Origin of the sequence: Actinophytocola gossypii (assembly GCF_025165815.1) — a bacterium.
Classification (GTDB): Bacteria; Actinomycetota; Actinomycetes; order Mycobacteriales; family Pseudonocardiaceae; genus Actinophytocola; species Actinophytocola gossypii.
The window spans coordinates 153,834-169,036 of record NZ_JAFFZE010000016.1; the positions used below are offsets into that span (position 1 = coordinate 153,834).

General features: G+C 71.3%; 16 protein-coding genes and 3 tRNA genes. 6 read left to right on the forward strand and 13 right to left on the reverse strand.

Annotation, left to right across the window (positions count from 1 at the left end; all coding sequences use genetic code 11):
* From JT362_RS22005 to JT362_RS22040, 8 genes are all read right to left on the reverse strand, one after another.
* Positions 1-645 carry a PIG-L deacetylase family protein gene (locus JT362_RS22005; protein WP_260193461.1) on the reverse strand — a complete coding sequence of 215 codons (645 nt, stop codon included), beginning with the start codon at positions 643-645 and terminating at the stop codon, positions 1-3.
* Positions 642-1,430: a sugar phosphate nucleotidyltransferase gene (locus JT362_RS22010; RefSeq protein WP_260193462.1), complete on the reverse strand. Its 789-nt coding sequence runs from the start codon at positions 1,428-1,430 to the stop codon at positions 642-644. The genes JT362_RS22005 and JT362_RS22010 overlap by 4 nt, the downstream gene beginning before the upstream one ends.
* Positions 1,427-2,662, reverse strand: coding sequence for a class I SAM-dependent methyltransferase (locus JT362_RS22015; RefSeq protein ID WP_260193829.1), 1,236 nt, complete (start codon positions 2,660-2,662; stop codon positions 1,427-1,429). The genes JT362_RS22010 and JT362_RS22015 overlap by 4 nt, the downstream gene beginning before the upstream one ends.
* Positions 2,659-4,092, reverse strand: a complete 1,434-nt coding sequence (locus JT362_RS22020) for a sugar transferase (RefSeq protein WP_260193830.1) — start codon at positions 4,090-4,092, stop codon at positions 2,659-2,661. The genes JT362_RS22015 and JT362_RS22020 overlap by 4 nt, the downstream gene beginning before the upstream one ends.
* A gap of 317 nt (positions 4,093-4,409) precedes the next feature.
* Complete coding sequence (locus JT362_RS22025; protein ID WP_260193463.1) at positions 4,410-5,021, reverse strand: hypothetical protein; 612 nt, start codon at positions 5,019-5,021, stop codon at positions 4,410-4,412.
* Positions 5,022-5,045: 24 nt separating this feature from the next.
* Positions 5,046-5,119 (reverse strand) — tRNA-Phe (locus JT362_RS22030).
* Between the two features lie 137 nt (positions 5,120-5,256).
* Positions 5,257-5,330, reverse strand: a tRNA-Asp gene (locus JT362_RS22035).
* A gap of 389 nt (positions 5,331-5,719) precedes the next feature.
* The gene (locus JT362_RS22040; RefSeq protein WP_260193465.1) at positions 5,720-5,953 is read right to left on the reverse strand and encodes a hypothetical protein; all 234 of its coding nucleotides are present in this window, start codon (positions 5,951-5,953) and stop codon (positions 5,720-5,722) included.
* A gap of 188 nt (positions 5,954-6,141) precedes the next feature.
* Between JT362_RS22040 and JT362_RS35655 the strand changes: the two genes are divergently transcribed.
* Positions 6,142-6,366 (forward strand): CHAT domain-containing protein, encoded by a 225-nt coding sequence (locus JT362_RS35655; protein ID WP_375546545.1) that lies wholly within the window; start codon positions 6,142-6,144, stop codon positions 6,364-6,366.
* A gap of 4 nt (positions 6,367-6,370) precedes the next feature.
* On the opposite strand, the gene JT362_RS22045 is transcribed toward JT362_RS35655, so the two are convergent.
* Both JT362_RS22045 and JT362_RS22050 read right to left on the reverse strand, forming a co-directional pair.
* A tRNA-Glu gene (locus JT362_RS22045) sits at positions 6,371-6,446 on the reverse strand.
* Positions 6,447-6,555: 109 nt separating this feature from the next.
* The gene (locus tag JT362_RS22050; RefSeq protein WP_260193466.1) at positions 6,556-6,798 is read right to left on the reverse strand and encodes a hypothetical protein; all 243 of its coding nucleotides are present in this window, start codon (positions 6,796-6,798) and stop codon (positions 6,556-6,558) included.
* A 390-nt stretch (positions 6,799-7,188) separates the two neighbouring features.
* On the opposite strand from JT362_RS22050, the gene JT362_RS22055 reads away from it, so the two are divergent.
* Both JT362_RS22055 and JT362_RS22060 read left to right on the forward strand, forming a co-directional pair.
* On the forward strand, positions 7,189-7,401 hold the full coding sequence (locus JT362_RS22055) for a heavy-metal-associated domain-containing protein (RefSeq protein ID WP_260193831.1): 213 nt from the start codon (positions 7,189-7,191) through the stop codon (positions 7,399-7,401).
* 355 nt (positions 7,402-7,756) lie between these two features.
* The gene (locus JT362_RS22060) at positions 7,757-8,104 is read left to right on the forward strand and encodes a hypothetical protein (RefSeq protein ID WP_260193467.1); all 348 of its coding nucleotides are present in this window, start codon (positions 7,757-7,759) and stop codon (positions 8,102-8,104) included.
* Between the two features lie 79 nt (positions 8,105-8,183).
* Here the strand turns inward: JT362_RS22060 and JT362_RS22065 are convergent, their stop codons facing one another.
* Positions 8,184-8,387, reverse strand: coding sequence for a cold-shock protein (locus tag JT362_RS22065; protein ID WP_075127229.1), 204 nt, complete (start codon positions 8,385-8,387; stop codon positions 8,184-8,186).
* Between the two features lie 352 nt (positions 8,388-8,739).
* Here JT362_RS22065 and JT362_RS22070 point away from each other — a divergent pair, with 352 nt between their 5' ends.
* Positions 8,740-9,933: a L,D-transpeptidase gene (locus tag JT362_RS22070; RefSeq protein ID WP_260193468.1), complete on the forward strand. Its 1,194-nt coding sequence runs from the start codon at positions 8,740-8,742 to the stop codon at positions 9,931-9,933.
* Here the strand turns inward: JT362_RS22070 and JT362_RS22075 are convergent.
* Entirely contained in the window at positions 9,927-10,670 is a 744-nt protein-coding gene (locus JT362_RS22075; RefSeq protein WP_260193469.1) for a helix-turn-helix domain-containing protein, read from the reverse strand. The two genes, JT362_RS22070 and JT362_RS22075, sit on opposite strands and share 7 nt — an antisense overlap.
* 63 nt (positions 10,671-10,733) lie before the next feature.
* Here JT362_RS22075 and JT362_RS22080 point away from each other — a divergent pair, with 63 nt between their 5' ends.
* On the forward strand, positions 10,734-11,312 hold the full coding sequence (locus JT362_RS22080) for a TIGR03086 family metal-binding protein (RefSeq protein ID WP_260193470.1): 579 nt from the start codon (positions 10,734-10,736) through the stop codon (positions 11,310-11,312).
* Between the two features lie 73 nt (positions 11,313-11,385).
* Entirely contained in the window at positions 11,386-12,606 is a 1,221-nt protein-coding gene (locus JT362_RS22085; protein ID WP_311202738.1) for a metallophosphoesterase, read from the forward strand.
* A gap of 33 nt (positions 12,607-12,639) precedes the next feature.
* Here the strand turns inward: JT362_RS22085 and JT362_RS22090 are convergent, their stop codons facing one another.
* Positions 12,640-14,925, reverse strand: coding sequence for a serine/threonine-protein kinase (locus JT362_RS22090; RefSeq protein WP_260193472.1), 2,286 nt, complete (start codon positions 14,923-14,925; stop codon positions 12,640-12,642).
* Positions 14,926-15,203: the final 278 nt, after the last annotated feature.

Here is a 15,203-nt window from a genome sequence, read left to right on the forward strand (position 1 = left end):
TCAGCCTTCCAGGTCGAGGGTCAGCTTGGTGACGTGGAAGGCTTCGGCGTAGCGGGACTGGCACTCGATCCCGCGGATCCTGGCCAGCCCGAGGAACGCCTCCCGGTCGTACCACGGACGGTGTCGCTGCGAGGCGTAGTGCCGTTGCAGCAGTTCCACCTTTTTCTCCGCCAGTTCCACCGACAGCGGCCGGTAGGCGTTCGGGCGGCCCAGGTCGCCGTCCCACTTGACGATCTCGTAGCCCAGCACCAGGTGGTCGCGGAACGCGGTCGGCACCAGCTGGGCGAGCCCGCGGTGGTCCTGGTGCGCGTCCTCGGTACGGGGGGCCAGGACCAGGTCCGGGTCGGTGCGGGCGCGCAGCTCCTCCAGGGCGGACTTGGCCTCGTCCCAGTGCGCGGGCAGCCGCCCGTCGGGGAGCTTGAGCACGGTCACGTCGAGGTCCGCGCCGGGGCAGAACGCGGCCAGCGCGGCGCGTTCCTCGTCCTCCCGCCCGGTGCCGCCGCCGGAGAGCACGAGCGCGTCGACCCGCGTCCCCGGCCGGGCGGCGCACAGCCCGTACAGGGTTCCGCCGGCGCCGATGGCGATGTCGTCGCAGTGCGCGCCGAGCGCCACCACCCGCCGGACCGCACCGGCGAGAGGGATCACGCGGGCACCCGCGCGTGCTCCCACAGCGCCCACGGCCGCTCGCCGCGCGCGTACCCGTCGTCGAGGGCGAACCGCTCCTTGACGGTGTCGGTCGGCTTCCAGAACCCTCGGTACGGGTAGGCGAGCAGCCGGCCGCGCTTGGCCAGCTCCGCGCAGCCGTCCGCGACCAGGTCACCGCCGGCCGGGATGTGGTCGAAGACCTCCTGGCGCAGCACGAAGTAGCCGCCGTTCTCCCACAGCGGCATCTCGCTGACCGCGGTGATCGCGCCCACCCGGTTGTCCTCGCCCATCTCCACGCAGTGGAACGAGGACTGCGGCGGCACCACCATCATCGAGGCGCCCGCGTCGGAGGCGGCGAACCGCTCGACCATCAGGTCCAGCGGGGCGTCGGTGAGCACGTCGGCGTAGTTGGCGAGGAACATCTCGTCGCCGTCCAGGTGCTCGCGCACCCGGCGCAGCCGCTCCCCGATGGCGGACTCGATCCCGGTCTGGATGAACGAGATCGACCAGTCTGCGATGTCGGTGGACAGCAGCTCCGGCTTGCCGCCGCGGAGCACGAAGTCGTTGGACGTGGTCTCCTCGTAGTTGAGGAAGAAGTTCTTGATGTGGTGGGCGCCGTAACCGAGGCACAGCACGAACTCGGTGTGCCCGAAGTGCGCGTAGTAGCGCATCACGTGCCAGATCAGCGGCCGGGGCCCGACCATGGCCATCGGTTTCGGCACGTCGTCGGCGGCGCCGTTGCGCATGCGCATCCCGTAGCCGCCGCAGAAGAGAACGACCTTCATGGCTTCACCTCAACGATCTCGAGACCGGGGATGGGGAACACCAGCCGGCCACCCCATTCGCCCACATAGGACAGTTGCTCGGTCAGCTCGGCACGCAGGTTCCACGGCAGGACGAGCACGTAGTCCGGGCGGTCCTCGGCGATCCGCTCCGGCGACAGGATCGGGATGCGAGTGCCCGGCGTGTACCGGCCGTGCTTGTACGGGTTGCGGTCGACCGTGTACGTCAGCAGGTCCGGCCGGATGCCGCAGTGGTTGAGCAGCGTGTTGCCCTTGCCGGGCGCGCCGTAGCCGACCACGCTCCGGCCCTGCGCGGCCGCGACGGTCAGGAAGCTCAGCAGGTCCCGCCGCACGGTGGCGACCCGCTTGGCGAACTCGGCGTACCCGGCCAGCTCGTGCAGCCCGGCCGCCTTCTCCCGGTCCAGCACGTCGGTCACCGCCCGGCTCGGCTCCCCGGCCGCCTCGGCCGGCCGCGCCCACAGCCGGATCGACCCGCCGTGCGTCGGCAGCAGCTCGACGTCGACGAGCGCGAGCCCGCCGCTGGCCAGCGCCCGCATGGCGGACGCGACGGTGTAGTACTGGAAGTGCTCGTGGTAGATGGTGTCGTACTGGTTGAGCTCGATCAGCGTCAGCAGGTGCTGCACCTCGACCGACACCCACCCGTCGTCGGCCACCAGCGCCCGCAGCCCCTTGCTGAACCCGACGACGTCCGGGATGTGCGCGTAGACGTTGTTGGCCACCACCAGGTCCGCCGGCCCGTGCTCCGCGCGCACCGCCGCCCCGGTCTCCGGCGACAGGAACTCGGTGACCGTCGGCACGCCCTTCTCCCGCGCGGCCGCGCCAACGTTCACCGACGGCTCCACCCCCAGACACCGGATGCCGCCCGCGGCCACGTGCTGGAGCAGGTACCCGTCGTTGCTCGCGACCTCGACGACGAACGAGTCCTGGTCGAGCCCGAGCCGCCCCACCGCCCCCTCGACGAACCGCTTCGCGTGCTCCACCCACGAGGTGGAGTACGAGGAGAAGTACGCGTACTCGGTGAACGTGTCCTCGGGCGTGATCAGCGGCGGCAGCTGCGCGAGCCAGCAGGAGGTGCACACCCGCAGGTGCAGCGGGTAGGTCATTTCCGGCTCGTCGAGCTGGGCCTCGGTGAGGAACAGCTCGCACGGCGGCGTCGCGCCGAGGTCGACGACGCTCTGCAGGTCGCCCGACCCGCACAGTCGGCAGGTCATCAGTACGCCCCCTGCCCGCCGAGCACGGCGCGGAAGGTCTTCCACAGGATCATCGCGTCCAGCGCGAGCGACCAGTCCTCGACATAGCGCAGGTCCAACCGGACCGCCTCCTCCCACGGCAGGTCGCTTCGACCGCTGACCTGCCACAATCCGGTCAATCCAGGTTTGACGAGCAGCCGGCGCCGCATGTCCGGCTCGTAGCGCGCGCTCTCCTCCGGCAGCGGCGGCCGAGGTCCCACCAGGGACATCGACCCGGAGAGCACGTTGATCAGCTGCGGCAGCTCGTCCAGCGAGTACCGCCGCAGGATCGCGCCGACCCGGGTCACCCTCGGGTCCTTGCGCATCTTGAACAGCACCCCCGCGCCCTCGTTGGCGTCGGCGAGCTCGGTCTTGCGCCGGTCCGCGTCCTGGACCATCGTCCGGAACTTCAGGATCGTGAACTCCCGTCCCGACTTCCCCACCCGCCGTTGCCGGTAGAGCACCGCCCCCCGGCTGTCCACCGCGATCGCCACCGCCGCGAGCACCATCACCGGCGCCGCCATCAGCAGCAGCACGACCGCCCCCACCCGGTCGACCACCCCCTTGACCACCCGGCGCATCCCCGTGAACACCGGCGCGGACACCCGCAACAACGGCATCCCCAACACGCTGTTGACGTGCAGCCGCGGCCCGGCGACCTCCATCAGCGTCGGCGCCACGACCATCTCGGCCCCGCTGCCCTCCAGCCGCCAGGCGAGCTGCTGCAGCCGCTTCGGCGTCCAGTAGGCGTCGGCGGTGATCGCCACGATCCGGTACCCACCCCGCCGCACGTGCTCGGCCAGTTCGTCCAGCCGCCCCACCACCGAGACCCCGTCGACCTCGTCCCCAGCCCCGTCGGCCGTGCACACCGCGGCGACCTTCCACCCGATGTGCGAGTTGTCCACGGTCCGCCTGATCAGGTCCCGCACCGTCTCCGGGCTCCCCGCCGCCATCACCGGCAGCAGACACTCCCCGACCCGCCGCCGCCGGTGCAGGACCTGCCGCAACAGGTACCGCGTCAGCAACGCCACCAGCGCGGTGGCCGGAATCACCACGAACACCCAGGGCCGGGTGGAGACCACCCCCGTGGCCAGCCCGGCCAACGCGAGCGCGACCGCCGCGGCGAACATCGCCCGCCCCAGCCGCACGTACTCCTCGGCCCCCTGCCCCAGCACCACCGGATGCCAGGCCCGCCCCATGGCCAGTGCGCACAGCACGGCCCCGACAGTGAGGAACCCCAACGTCAGGTCCTTGAACAGAGCGGCGCCGCCGACACTGACCACCCGCCCCACCACCAGCGAGGTGACCACGGTGACCAACACGTCGCCGACAATCACCAACCGCCGATACCGGGGTTCCCACGCCGCCACCGGCGGCCGCGAAGGTTCCCCACGCTGGCCACCCAGCCGGATCATCGGTCTCCGGCGCGGGACCCGTAGCCTCTGGTCACTCATAGTGGTTCCCCCCCAGCCGCGCACATACCGACGCGGCGGGTTGAGGGCATCCCCGAGAGCCCGTACCTGTCCGACTCGCCCACGACCTCAACGAATCGGGCTACCCCTGCCGAGCCCGAGGTCGCGCTGACTGATTCGCTCAGCCCCACCCCACCGTTACACGCACAGTGAGACCGACACCCCCCGTTAGGGCACCAGTCACCCCAAAGACCAGCCCGAACGGGCTGTCGACAGTGGACCAGTTATTTTCCGATCACCCACAGCCACCCAAAGCGGCGTCACGCCTTGCCCTGGTCCTTGAGATCATCGACCCGAGCCGTGACTTCGGCGATCTTCGCCGCACGAGCCGCGGCCGCCCGAGGGTCGGCCTTCTTCCACAGCTCGTCCAACTCCCGGCGCGCCCCCTCCTTGGCACTACGCCAAGCAAGCTCATGCACCGTGGCGTCCAGCCCCGGATCCCGGGCCAACACCGTGACGATCTGCTCCCTGACCGTGTCAGCCACTGGCCGCGCCCGCCCCGCTACCTTGGCCAGCAACCGCTCCGGCCGACGCACACCCTGCACCCGGGTCTGCCGACGCGCCACCAACCCCAGCACGGCGCCACTGACCGGCGTCAACACCAGACCAGCGGTCAACCCAGCGGTGAGCCGCCACTCCACCGGGGTGGGAACGAACACCAACCCCACCGCGAGCCCAACGGCGATGCAGACCGCGTACCACCAGTACTTGAGCCGCTGGACCGCCCGGAACCAACCAGGCACCTTCCCACAGAACCCGGCAACAGCGGCATCCACCAAGACGACCGCGTCACCGACATCGCCCGCACCAGGCGCCGTGACGATCGATCTCTCCGAGACCTCCCCGGTATACAACCACCCCGGCTGCCCCACGAGATCTCCTAGAAGCCCACTATGTGGCCAGGGGCGGGATCGAACCGCCGACCTACCGCTTTTCAGGCGGTCGCTCGTACCAACTGAGCTACCTGGCCCAACACCCCCGCACCACACCCACGCCGGGTCCGGTGAAGCTCGCACCGTGGGGGATTTGGGGGGCTCGACCCCCAAGCATCAGCGCGAAGGTGACATGGTCCGCGTTTCCGCGGACAAGGCTCACCCGGAACCTTCGCGACCCAGACGGGACTCGAACCCGCGACCTTCGCCGTGACAGGGCGACGCGCTAACCAACTGCGCCACTGGGCCTTGCAACGTCGGGAACTCTAGCAGACCCACGGCACCCGGTTCGCCGGGGCATCCCGGCTCGATCGGTACGCGCTGATCGTCGGGCGGGACGGCGTCCGCGCGGTGCCGCTGCCACGGCTCACCCTCGACAGCGCGCGACGCAGAGCCACCGGCCTGCTCGACCCCATTCGCCGAGGCGCGGCACACGCTCACGTCGCTGTCGCGCTGGCTGTGGGACGTGGTCGCCGCACCGGACGCCGGTGAACCCGGCCGGAGCGCGCCACACCGCGTGTGGTGGTGTCCCGCCGGTCCGCTGACCCTGCCGCCGCTGCCCGCGGCCGGGCCGTTACGGCCGCACGACGCCCCGGCGCGGGCGTCGGACGACGGTTCCGGACCGGAACACCACCGACCTAGGTGCCCTGCTGCGTGCCGGCGGGGGCGGCTCCGTCGACCGGCGAGCCGACCGTCGTGGCGGTCGGCACGCCGCAGACGCCCGGATGGCGGATCTCCCGTCGGTACGCGCGGAACCCGGCCACGTCGCCGGGGCGGTGCCCGGCACGGACACCCTGGTCGGCCCCGCGGCGACCCCGGACGCGGTACTCGCCGGACTCGGCCGGTACCGGTGGGCGCGTTTCGCGTGCCACACCACCCAGCACGTGGCGGAGCCGAGTCGCAGCGCCCGCACCTGACCGGCGGCGACCTGCCGGTCAGGCGGCTCGCCGCGCTCGACCTCGCCTACTGTCCGCGTGCCGGACCGCGGGCGGCTCGATGGACCTCGCCGACGAGGCGATCAACCTCGCGGCCGCGCTACAGCTGACGGGATACCGCACATGTGGTCGCGACCCTGTGGCCGGTCGCCGACCGACACGCCACCGCGCTCGCGAAGACCGGGTACGACTCCATCACCGGGCCAGGACGCACGGCCGACTGCGCAGCGGCGCTGCGCTCGACCACCAGCGCGCTCCGCACACGACACCCCGCCCGGCCGCACATCTGGGCGCCGTTCATCCACCTGGGATCGTCTGCGGGGGAACTGGCCACGAAGCCAGTGCGATGAGAAGTGGTGCTCCCAACGGGATTCGAACCCGCGCTGCCGCCTTGAAAGGGCGGAGTCCTAGGCCGCTAGACGATGGGAGCCCGGGTTGCCCGCTCTGGAGCACGCAAAGCATAGGACACGCTGCCCGCACCCCACAAAGCGGGTATCGGCAGGCGTCGCGAGCTGGGCGAACCCGGGTTCCGCCGCCGGTTACCGCTGGGCCGGTGGGACGCCGTCGTCGCCCGGCACGAGGCCGAGCATGTCCAGTAGCTCACGGCAGTCCTCGACGTCGCGGGAGCTGCGCGCGACCGCGAGCTGGGCGCGGCGCACCTGCTCGTCGGTGACCCGGGACGTCTCGCCGCTGCGTGGGGCCGGTACCCCACCGAACCCGAGTGACGCGTCTCGGGTCTCCTGCTGTAGCAGGAAGTCACGAACTTCGACCGGTCCGCTCATGTCGCCTCCCCGACAGTCCAGGTATTGGCGGAGAGACTATGAGTCCGGGGGCATCGGCCACAGCCCCCCGAGGAGTGAATCCCGCCCACACGTTCAGTAGTCGCGGCCAGCTCGCGACCCCTCCCGGGAGCGAGACCGTTCGTGTGACGGATCGGGTGATCACTCGAACGGGCGTATGGCGATCACCGCAGCCGCGCCCACGCCCACCCAGGTGACCACTGCTCACCTCGGCGGCCACCGCGGAATCGCCGACGACCAGCGGCGACGGCATCTCGCTCAACGCGACCCATGTGGGGGACGGCGCGTCCCTCAAGCGTTTCGGGTCGCGACCCGAAACAACGGAATGGGAGATGGGGAAGCCGTCGAACGAGGAGGACAACACCAGTGCCCATGCACACCGTCTACACCGTGTTCACCGTCGCCGGGATGACCTGCGACCACTGCGCCGCCTCGGTGACCGAGGAGCTCACCGAGCTCGACCACGTCACCGACGTCGCGGTCAACCTCTCCACCGGCGCCGTCACCGTCACCAGTGCCGACGAGCTCAGCCGGCCGAGGGTCGAGGCCGCTCTGGCCCACGCCGGCCACCGCCTGGCCGACTGACGGGCCCGCTTCGCGTGCATCGTTCGTCCTGGTCATCGGGGTCGCCGGTGGAGAACTCAGCGTCCCCGGATGGAGTAGGTGAAGAGTTCTCTCAATTTTTCCGCTCTACCCACTCCCACGAAGCGCGTGCGCATGCAACAATCGACTCGCTGACACACCCCCGGTCAGCGCCTGTGGAGATCCCCTCCGGCCCCCGCGTTCCTCCCCCTGGCGCGGGGGCCTCCACATGTCACCAGGCATTTCGCCGAGCTTTCGCGTATTGCTTTGGGCGCTACTCCGCGTGTCGGCGTGCTTACTTTGCTTTTGCCTGGGTGGGTTGGTAGTCGGAACGCAATCTGTTCGTTATCCTCTTCGCGTGCTATTCACCGGACGTAGTCGGTCGAGTGTCAAGGCGGCGAGCGACGAGCTCGCCAACGCGGGACGTCATCGACCCGAGCCCCAGGGGCAGGCGCAGGACGAGAACCTGCCGGACCAGGAGCTGGAGTCGTACCTCGCGGCGCTCTCACCAGAGGGAGACCCCGAGACCACGGGGTCCGGGCGTCGGTTCGGCGGGGCGCAGGTCTACCAGCTGCGACTGCCGCTGATGGCCAACGAGCAGCTCCGCGAACTCGCCGCGCACCACCACACCTCACCCATGGCCCTGGCGCAGGAGTGGGTCCTGCAGCGACTCGAGTGGGAGTCGCAGCACCTCCACCGGCGCTGAACCGACACTGAACCGGCGCTGACCTGACGACTGGGCCCCGGTCGCTCCCGACCGGGGCCCTTACTCGCGTCGCGAGCCTCTAGAGCGCGCGTACGTTCGTGGCCTGGGGGCCCTTGGTGCCCTGCCCGACCTCGAACTCGACACGCTGGTTCTCCTCCAGGGTGCGGAAGCCCTTGCCCTGGATCTCCGAGTAGTGCACGAAGACATCGGCGCCGCCGTCGTCGACGGCGATGAATCCGAAGCCCTTCTCGGAGTTGAACCACTTCACAGTGCCCTGTGCCATCTACCTGCCTCCGTCGCAGGATCAGCATGGGGTTACACCGTGCAACCCCGGCAGCCCCCGGGCGTTGCCTTCGCCAACCTCGACGAAAGTGCCACACGCCCGCGTTTTCGTTCCGCGAGCGTGGAAAAGCACGAACACAGAAACTACGGCCTGCGCGGCAAAGCCTAGCGCGAAGAACACGCTGTGCACTACCACCTGCACACGACTGATTACACCCGCCGAACGATCTCCGCAGGCCGCGAGGGGGTGATCACATGTGATCCGTACCACATCCGTTCGAGCCAACGTCACAGCGCTCCGAGGCGTCGAAACAGATGTGGTGTACGGGCAGGGGTATCGACAGGGGGAAACGATGAAGGCACGGTCGCGCTGGGTGCTGGTCGCGGCGGGGCTCGTGGCGGCGCTGGGGCTCACCGCCTGTAGTTCCGACACGTCCGGAACACCGGCGGCACCCGCCACCGGAGCGCACAGTCCGACCGCGCAGGCCGCGCCCAAACCGTCCGCCGCGGTCGCCTACACGCCGACCGCGGGCGCCACCGACGTCAACCCGGTCGCGCCGGTCTCGGTGAAGGTCACCGACGGGACCATCCAGTCGCTGACGCTCACCAACCCCGCCGGCGAGAAGGTGATCGGCAAGCTCTCCGCCGACCACACCACCTGGAACGTCGGCGAGCCGCTCGGCTTCGGCAAGACCTACACCTGGTCGGGCACCGCGCTCGGGGCGGACGGCGCGACGAAGCCGATCGCCGGCGAGTTCACCACCGTCACCCCGAACGGCACGATCGGCACCCGGATCAACACCGGCGACGGCAAGACCTACGGCGTCGCGATGCCGATCGCGGTCACGTTCGACGCGCCGGTCGACGACAAGGCCGCCGCCGAGCGCGCGATGACCGTGCGCACCTCGGTCCCGGTCGAGGGCTCGTGGGCCTGGCTCGACGACACCCGCGCGCACTGGCGACCGAAGACCTACTGGCCGGCGGGCACCGAGGTGCACGTGAACCTCAAGCTCTACGGCGTGCACTACGGCGACGGGATCTACGGCGCCGACGACATGACCGCCGACTTCAGCATCGGCCGCAAGCAGGTGGTGAAGGCGAACACCCAGACCCACCGGCTGAAGGTGTACCGGGACGGCAAGCTGACCGCGGACTTCCCGGCGAGCTTCGGCATGGAGTCCGACCCCGGCCGGGTCACCAACAGCGGCACCCACGTGGTGATGTCCATGCACGAGTCGTACTCGATGACCAACCCCCAGTACGACTACTACGACGTCGTGGTCCCGTGGGCCGTCCGGATCTCGAACAACGGCGAGTTCGTGCACGGCTACGCCCCCTCGGTGTGGGCGCAGGGCAGCCAGAACGTGTCCCACGGCTGTGTGAACCTCTCGCCGGCCGACGCGAAGAAGTACTTCGACAGCGCACTGGTCGGCGACCCGGTGGAGATCACCGGCAGCGACAAGCAGCTCGACGCGGCCGACGGCGACTACTACGACTGGACCGTGCCGTGGGACGAGTGGAAGTCGATGTCGGCGCTGGCTCAGTAGCGCCGGGCGTACCAGGTCGGGGACTCGCCGAACATCGCGGTGAAGTCGCGGGTGAGGTGCGCCTGGTCGGCGTAGCCGAGGTCGGCGGCGACGGCGGCCCAGTCGACCGGCGTGCCCGCGGCCAGGCGTTCGGTGACCTCGTGCAGCCGGTAGCGGCGGATCACCCACTTCGGCCCGAGGCCGACGTGCTCGGCGAACAGGCGTTGCAGCTGCCGGACGCTCAGGCCGAGGTCGCCGGCGAGCGCGTCGACGCGGGTGATGCCGGGGGTGGTGGCGACGGCGTCGACGACGCCGGCGGCCTCCTGCGCCCTCGGGTCCGGCTCGGGCAGCCGGCGGCGCAGGTACCGCTCGACCTCGGTGACCTCCGGTGCCGGCAGCGCGGGGTCGAACACCGTGGCCGCGTCGACCGTGCGGTCGGTCAGCGTCGAGACCGGGGCGCCGAGGAACGGGCGGAAGGCGCCGGGGCGGAACGCGACGCCGAACACGTGGCCGCGGCCGGCGAGCACCTTCGTCTGGTGGCCGGCGACGACGCCCTGCAGTGCGGCGCCGCCGTCGCGGAAGGTCAGCTGCACGTTCGGGTACGGGACGACCTTCTGCCGGTACGGCTCGGCGTAGTCCCAGGTGACCTCCCAGTACCGCGCCACCCATGGCGCCAGGTCCGGCGACGGCTGGTGGAACGCGTGCCGCTGGTGCCGCGCCCACGCGCCGGCCAGCTCCCGGCTGTCCCGAACGGTCACGCGGGCGAGTGTATGTCGCGTTTGTTCAAGACAGCGGTCCGCGCGGGCTGGTGAGCTGGGCGCATGTCCGAGAAGTTCATCGCTCCCGCCGCCGCGACCCTGCTGGGGGTCGTCCACGAGATCAAGCCCGACCAGCTGACCGCGCCGACGCCGTGCGCGGAGTACGACGTCCGCGCGCTGGTCCACCACCTGTTGTTCTGGGGTCCGTCGCTGGTCGGCGCGGGCCGCAAGGAGCTGGTCCGGCCGCCGGCCGCGGCCGAGTCGGATGTCGACCTGGCCGGCGACGACTGGGTGACGGCGCTGGAGCGGTTGGTCGGCGAGCTGGTCGCGGCGTGGTCCGAGCCGACGGCCTGGCAGGGCGTCACCTGGATGGGTAGCGACCATGAGCTGCCGGCCGGCCAGGTCGGCGGGATGGTCACCGGTGAACTGGTGCTGCACAGCTGGGATCTCGCGCGGGCGACCGGGCAGCGCCCGGGGTGGGACGAGAGCCTGGCGGAGTTCGTGCGCGCCGAGGTGGCGCGCAATGCCGACCAGGGCCGCGCGATGGGGGTGTACGGTCCGGCGGTGGCCGTCGGGAGCGACGCGTCCGCACTGGACCGGGCACTCGCGCTGTCCGGCCGCGATCCCGCCTGGACCGGCTGAGAATGCTCTCAGCCGGACATCACGGACGTCTGGCTACTCTTGGTCGCGTGAGAACCCAGGAGAGGTCCGAGCCGTGATCTTCGGCGTGGTCATCAGCGCGTTGGTCGCGCTCATGCACTGGTACCTGTGGAAGCGGCTGATCAAGGACGTCACCCGGAAGGGGTGGGTGCGACGGGCCGGCTCGCTGGCGTTCGTCGTGCTGTTCCTGCTGGTGTTCGCCACGCTCACGCTCGGGCGCGGGCTGCCGCCGGAGGCCGCGCGCTGGTTCACCTGGCCGGGGTACATCTGGTTCGCGCTGGCCGTCTACCTGTTCCTGGTCACGGCCGTGCTCGAGCTGCCCCGGCTGGCGCTGCGCGGCTGGCTGCGCCGGCGGCCGCTGGAGGCGACCGCGACCACGGACGCCGCGCCCCCCGTCACCCCCCAGGCGCCGGAGCGGACGGCGAAGCCCGAGGTCAACGAGAGCCGCCGGCTGTTCCTGGCCCGCGGCACCGCGCTGGTCGCCGGCGCGGCGTCCGCGAGCCTGGTCGGGGTGGGCATGGCCAATGCGCTCGGCCCACCCGACCTGCTGCGGTTGCCGGTGCCGCTGCGCCGCCTCGACCCGGTGATGTCCGGGTTGCGGATCGCGGTGGTCAGCGACGTCCACCTCAGCTCGCTGCTCGGCCGGTCGCACACCGAGCGGATCGTCCGGATGATCAACGAGACCGAGCCCGACCTGGTGGCGATCGTCGGCGACCTGGCCGACGGCACCCCGGAGGACCTGGGCTCGGCCGCCGCCCCGCTGGCCGACCTGGCCCCGCGCGAGGGCAGCTTCTTCGTGACCGGGAACCACGAGTACTTCGCCGACCCCGAGGCATGGATCCGCGAGCTGGACCGACTCGGCGTGCACACCCTGCGCAACGAACGCACCACGATCACCCGCGCCGGCGCGACGTTGGACCTGGCCGGCGTCACGGATGTCACCGGTGTGAACCAGGGCGACCCGCCGGACTACGACCGCGCCCTGGCCGGCCGGACGTCGAACGGGCCGGTGGTGCTGATGGCCCACCAGCCGGTCCAGGTCGACGAGGCCACCGCCCGCGGCGTGGACCTGCAACTGTCCGGCCACACCCACGGCGGTCAGATGTACCCGTTCCACCACATCGTGTCGCTGGCGCAACCGGGGCTGGCGGGGTTGTCCCGGGTGGACGACACCTGGCTGTACGTGAGCCGGGGTGCCGGCTTCTGGGGCCCACCGGTCCGCGTCGGCGCGCCGCCGGACATCTCGATCATGGAGCTGCGTCCCGAATCGAGCTGACACCGGGTCCTTCGGAGCGCCCCGGGTCGGCGGCTAGGTCAGCGTGCGGGGGCGGATGGCGTTGGCCTTGTCGACCAGGGTGTGGCGTTGGTCGGGGGTGCTGGCGAGGCGGGCCAGGGCGCGGTAGCAGCGTTCCAGGCCGAAGCGCAGGTCGCGTTCGGTGAGGCGGCAGCCGAGGACCGTGTTGCCCATGGTGCCCGGCGGGGACGCGCTCGGCCGGCCGGCGCGGACCCACGCGTGCGCGGCCTCCAGTACCTCGACCGACAGGATCGTGCGGCGTTCGGCGTCCAGGGAGAGGCGTTCGAGGCGGCGGGCGGCGTCGTGCAGGTCGTGTTCGGCGATTCGGGTGACCTCGGACGGGCGGATCTTGATCTTGATCGCGGCCACCTGGGCGGCGACGTGGTGGCTGGACGAGTCCGGCACGGCCTCGAGGACCTCGATCGCGCTGGTGCGGGCGCCCTGGGCGAGGTACACCCTGGCCAGGCCGAACGCGGCGCTCACCCACTGCCGGTCGGTGCGCCACACCAGCTCGTAGTACCTGGCCGCCTGGAAGTAGTTGCCGGCGTACTCGGCGCTCACCGCCAGCGCGAGCTTGGGGGCGATCTCGCCCGGGACGGCGTCGTAGACGCGTTCGAACGCCGCCGCCGCGTCGGCCGGGCGGCGGGTCGCCAGGTGGATCAGGCCCTGGTACCAGTCGGGGCGCCAGTCGGCCGGGTCGGTGGACATGCGGCGGGCGGCGTCCAGCTCGGCGATGGCGGCGCGCAGGTCGCCCAGTTCGAGGCGGGCGCGGACCATCCGCAGCCGGACCTCGATCGAGTCCTGGGGGGCGGACGCGAGCGCGGCCACCAGCTCGCCGGGCTCGGTGGCGGTGATGCTGGCGAGCGTGCTCGCGGCGTGGTCGTGGGTGTCGACCATCGGCAGCGGCAGGATCGACGCGACCTCCATCGGGTTCGGCGACGGCAGCGACCCGCGCTCGCCGACGACCATGCCGGAGCCGAAGGTGCGGGTCTCCAGGGCGAACACGGTCGACGTGCCGGGGCGGGGGCGGCCGGTGCCGAGCGCCATCACCTCGCGCAGCACGCCGGTGAGCTGGTCGGCCATCTCCTCGGCGGAGGTGAACCGCAGCGCGGGGTTCTCGTGCGTGGCGCGCTTGAGCACCCGGTGGTAGGAGCCGAACAGCGCGAACAGCGGCTCCTCGTCCGGGCCGGGCAGCGTGTACTTGTGCCGCGTGGTGTACCCGGCGAACTCGATCGAGAGCACGGCGAGCGTGCGGCCGACGGTGTAGATGTCGGAGGCGACGGTGGCGCCCTCGGTGGCCAGCTCGGGTGCGGAGTAGCCGAGGGTGAAGAACAGCGGGCTCTCGTAGTCGTCGGTCTGCCGGACGGCGCCGAGGTCGATGAGCTTGAGCTGCTCGCCGGACTGGATCACGTTGTCCGGCTTGAGGTCGCAGTACAGCATGTTGACGCTGTGCAGGTAGCCGATGGCGGGCAGGATCTCCAGCCCGTACGCGATGACCTGCCCGATCGGCAGCGGGTCGGCCTTGCCGGTCTCCCGGTGGTGCTCGAGCGCGAGCTGGCGCAGCGACTGCCCGCCGACGTACTCCATCACGATGTAGCCGACCAGGTTGCCGGTCTTCGGATCGGGGTGCTGGACGAAGTTGTAGATGCGGACGACGTTCGGGTGCTCGACCTCGGCGAGGAACCGGCGCTCGGCGACCGCGGAGGCCATCGAGGTCGCGTCGCCGGTGTCGATCATGCCCTTGAGCACGACCCAGCGGTCGGAGACGTTGTGGTCCTTGGCGAGGTAGATCCAGCCGAGGCCGCCGTAGGCCAGGCAGCCGAGGACCTCGTACTGCCCGGCGACCAGGTCACCGTCGAACAGGCGGGGCCGGAAGTTGAACGGGGTGCCGCACTTCTCGCACTCGCCCTCGGTGACGCCGGGCTTGCCGTCCCGGGCGCGGCCGACCTCGGCGCCGCAGTTGCCGCAGAAGCGCTTGTTCTCGCTGACGGCCGGGTCGCGCAGGACGGCGGAGGCGGGGTCCCTCACCGGGACCACGGGCACCTCGACCAACCCCGCGCCGAGCCGCCCCCGCCCCGACGTCCGGGACGAGGTGCGGCGCCCGCTGGTGCCCGGGGAGGACCGGGAGCCGGTGTCGTGCGGTCCGCCCTGGCTCGCGGCGGGGGCCGGCGGTTCGATGCTCAGGGTGATCGGGGACTCGCCGAGGACGCTGGTGGGCTGCGGGTCGCCGCTGCCCACGGCGGCCGGGCCGGACCGGCGGGGGGCGACGTCGGGCAGGGGGACACCCTGGTTCCAACGCATCCCGGCCGGCATCGGCTGGCTGCCGGGAACCTGGCTGCTGGACGACTGGCCGCCCGGAACCTGACCGGTGGCAGGCCGGCCGCCAGGAACCTGCCCAGACGGAACCTGGCCGCCGGAACCCTGGCTGGAGGGAGAGCGGCCGGCTGAAGGTTGGCCGCCCGGAGCCTGACCGGCGGAAGGTGCGCCGGCGGGAGCCTGACCGCGGGAACCCTGACCGGCGGGAGGCTGGCCGGGCGAACTCTGGCTGCCGGTGCCGTGTGGCGGTGGGGCGAAGCGGG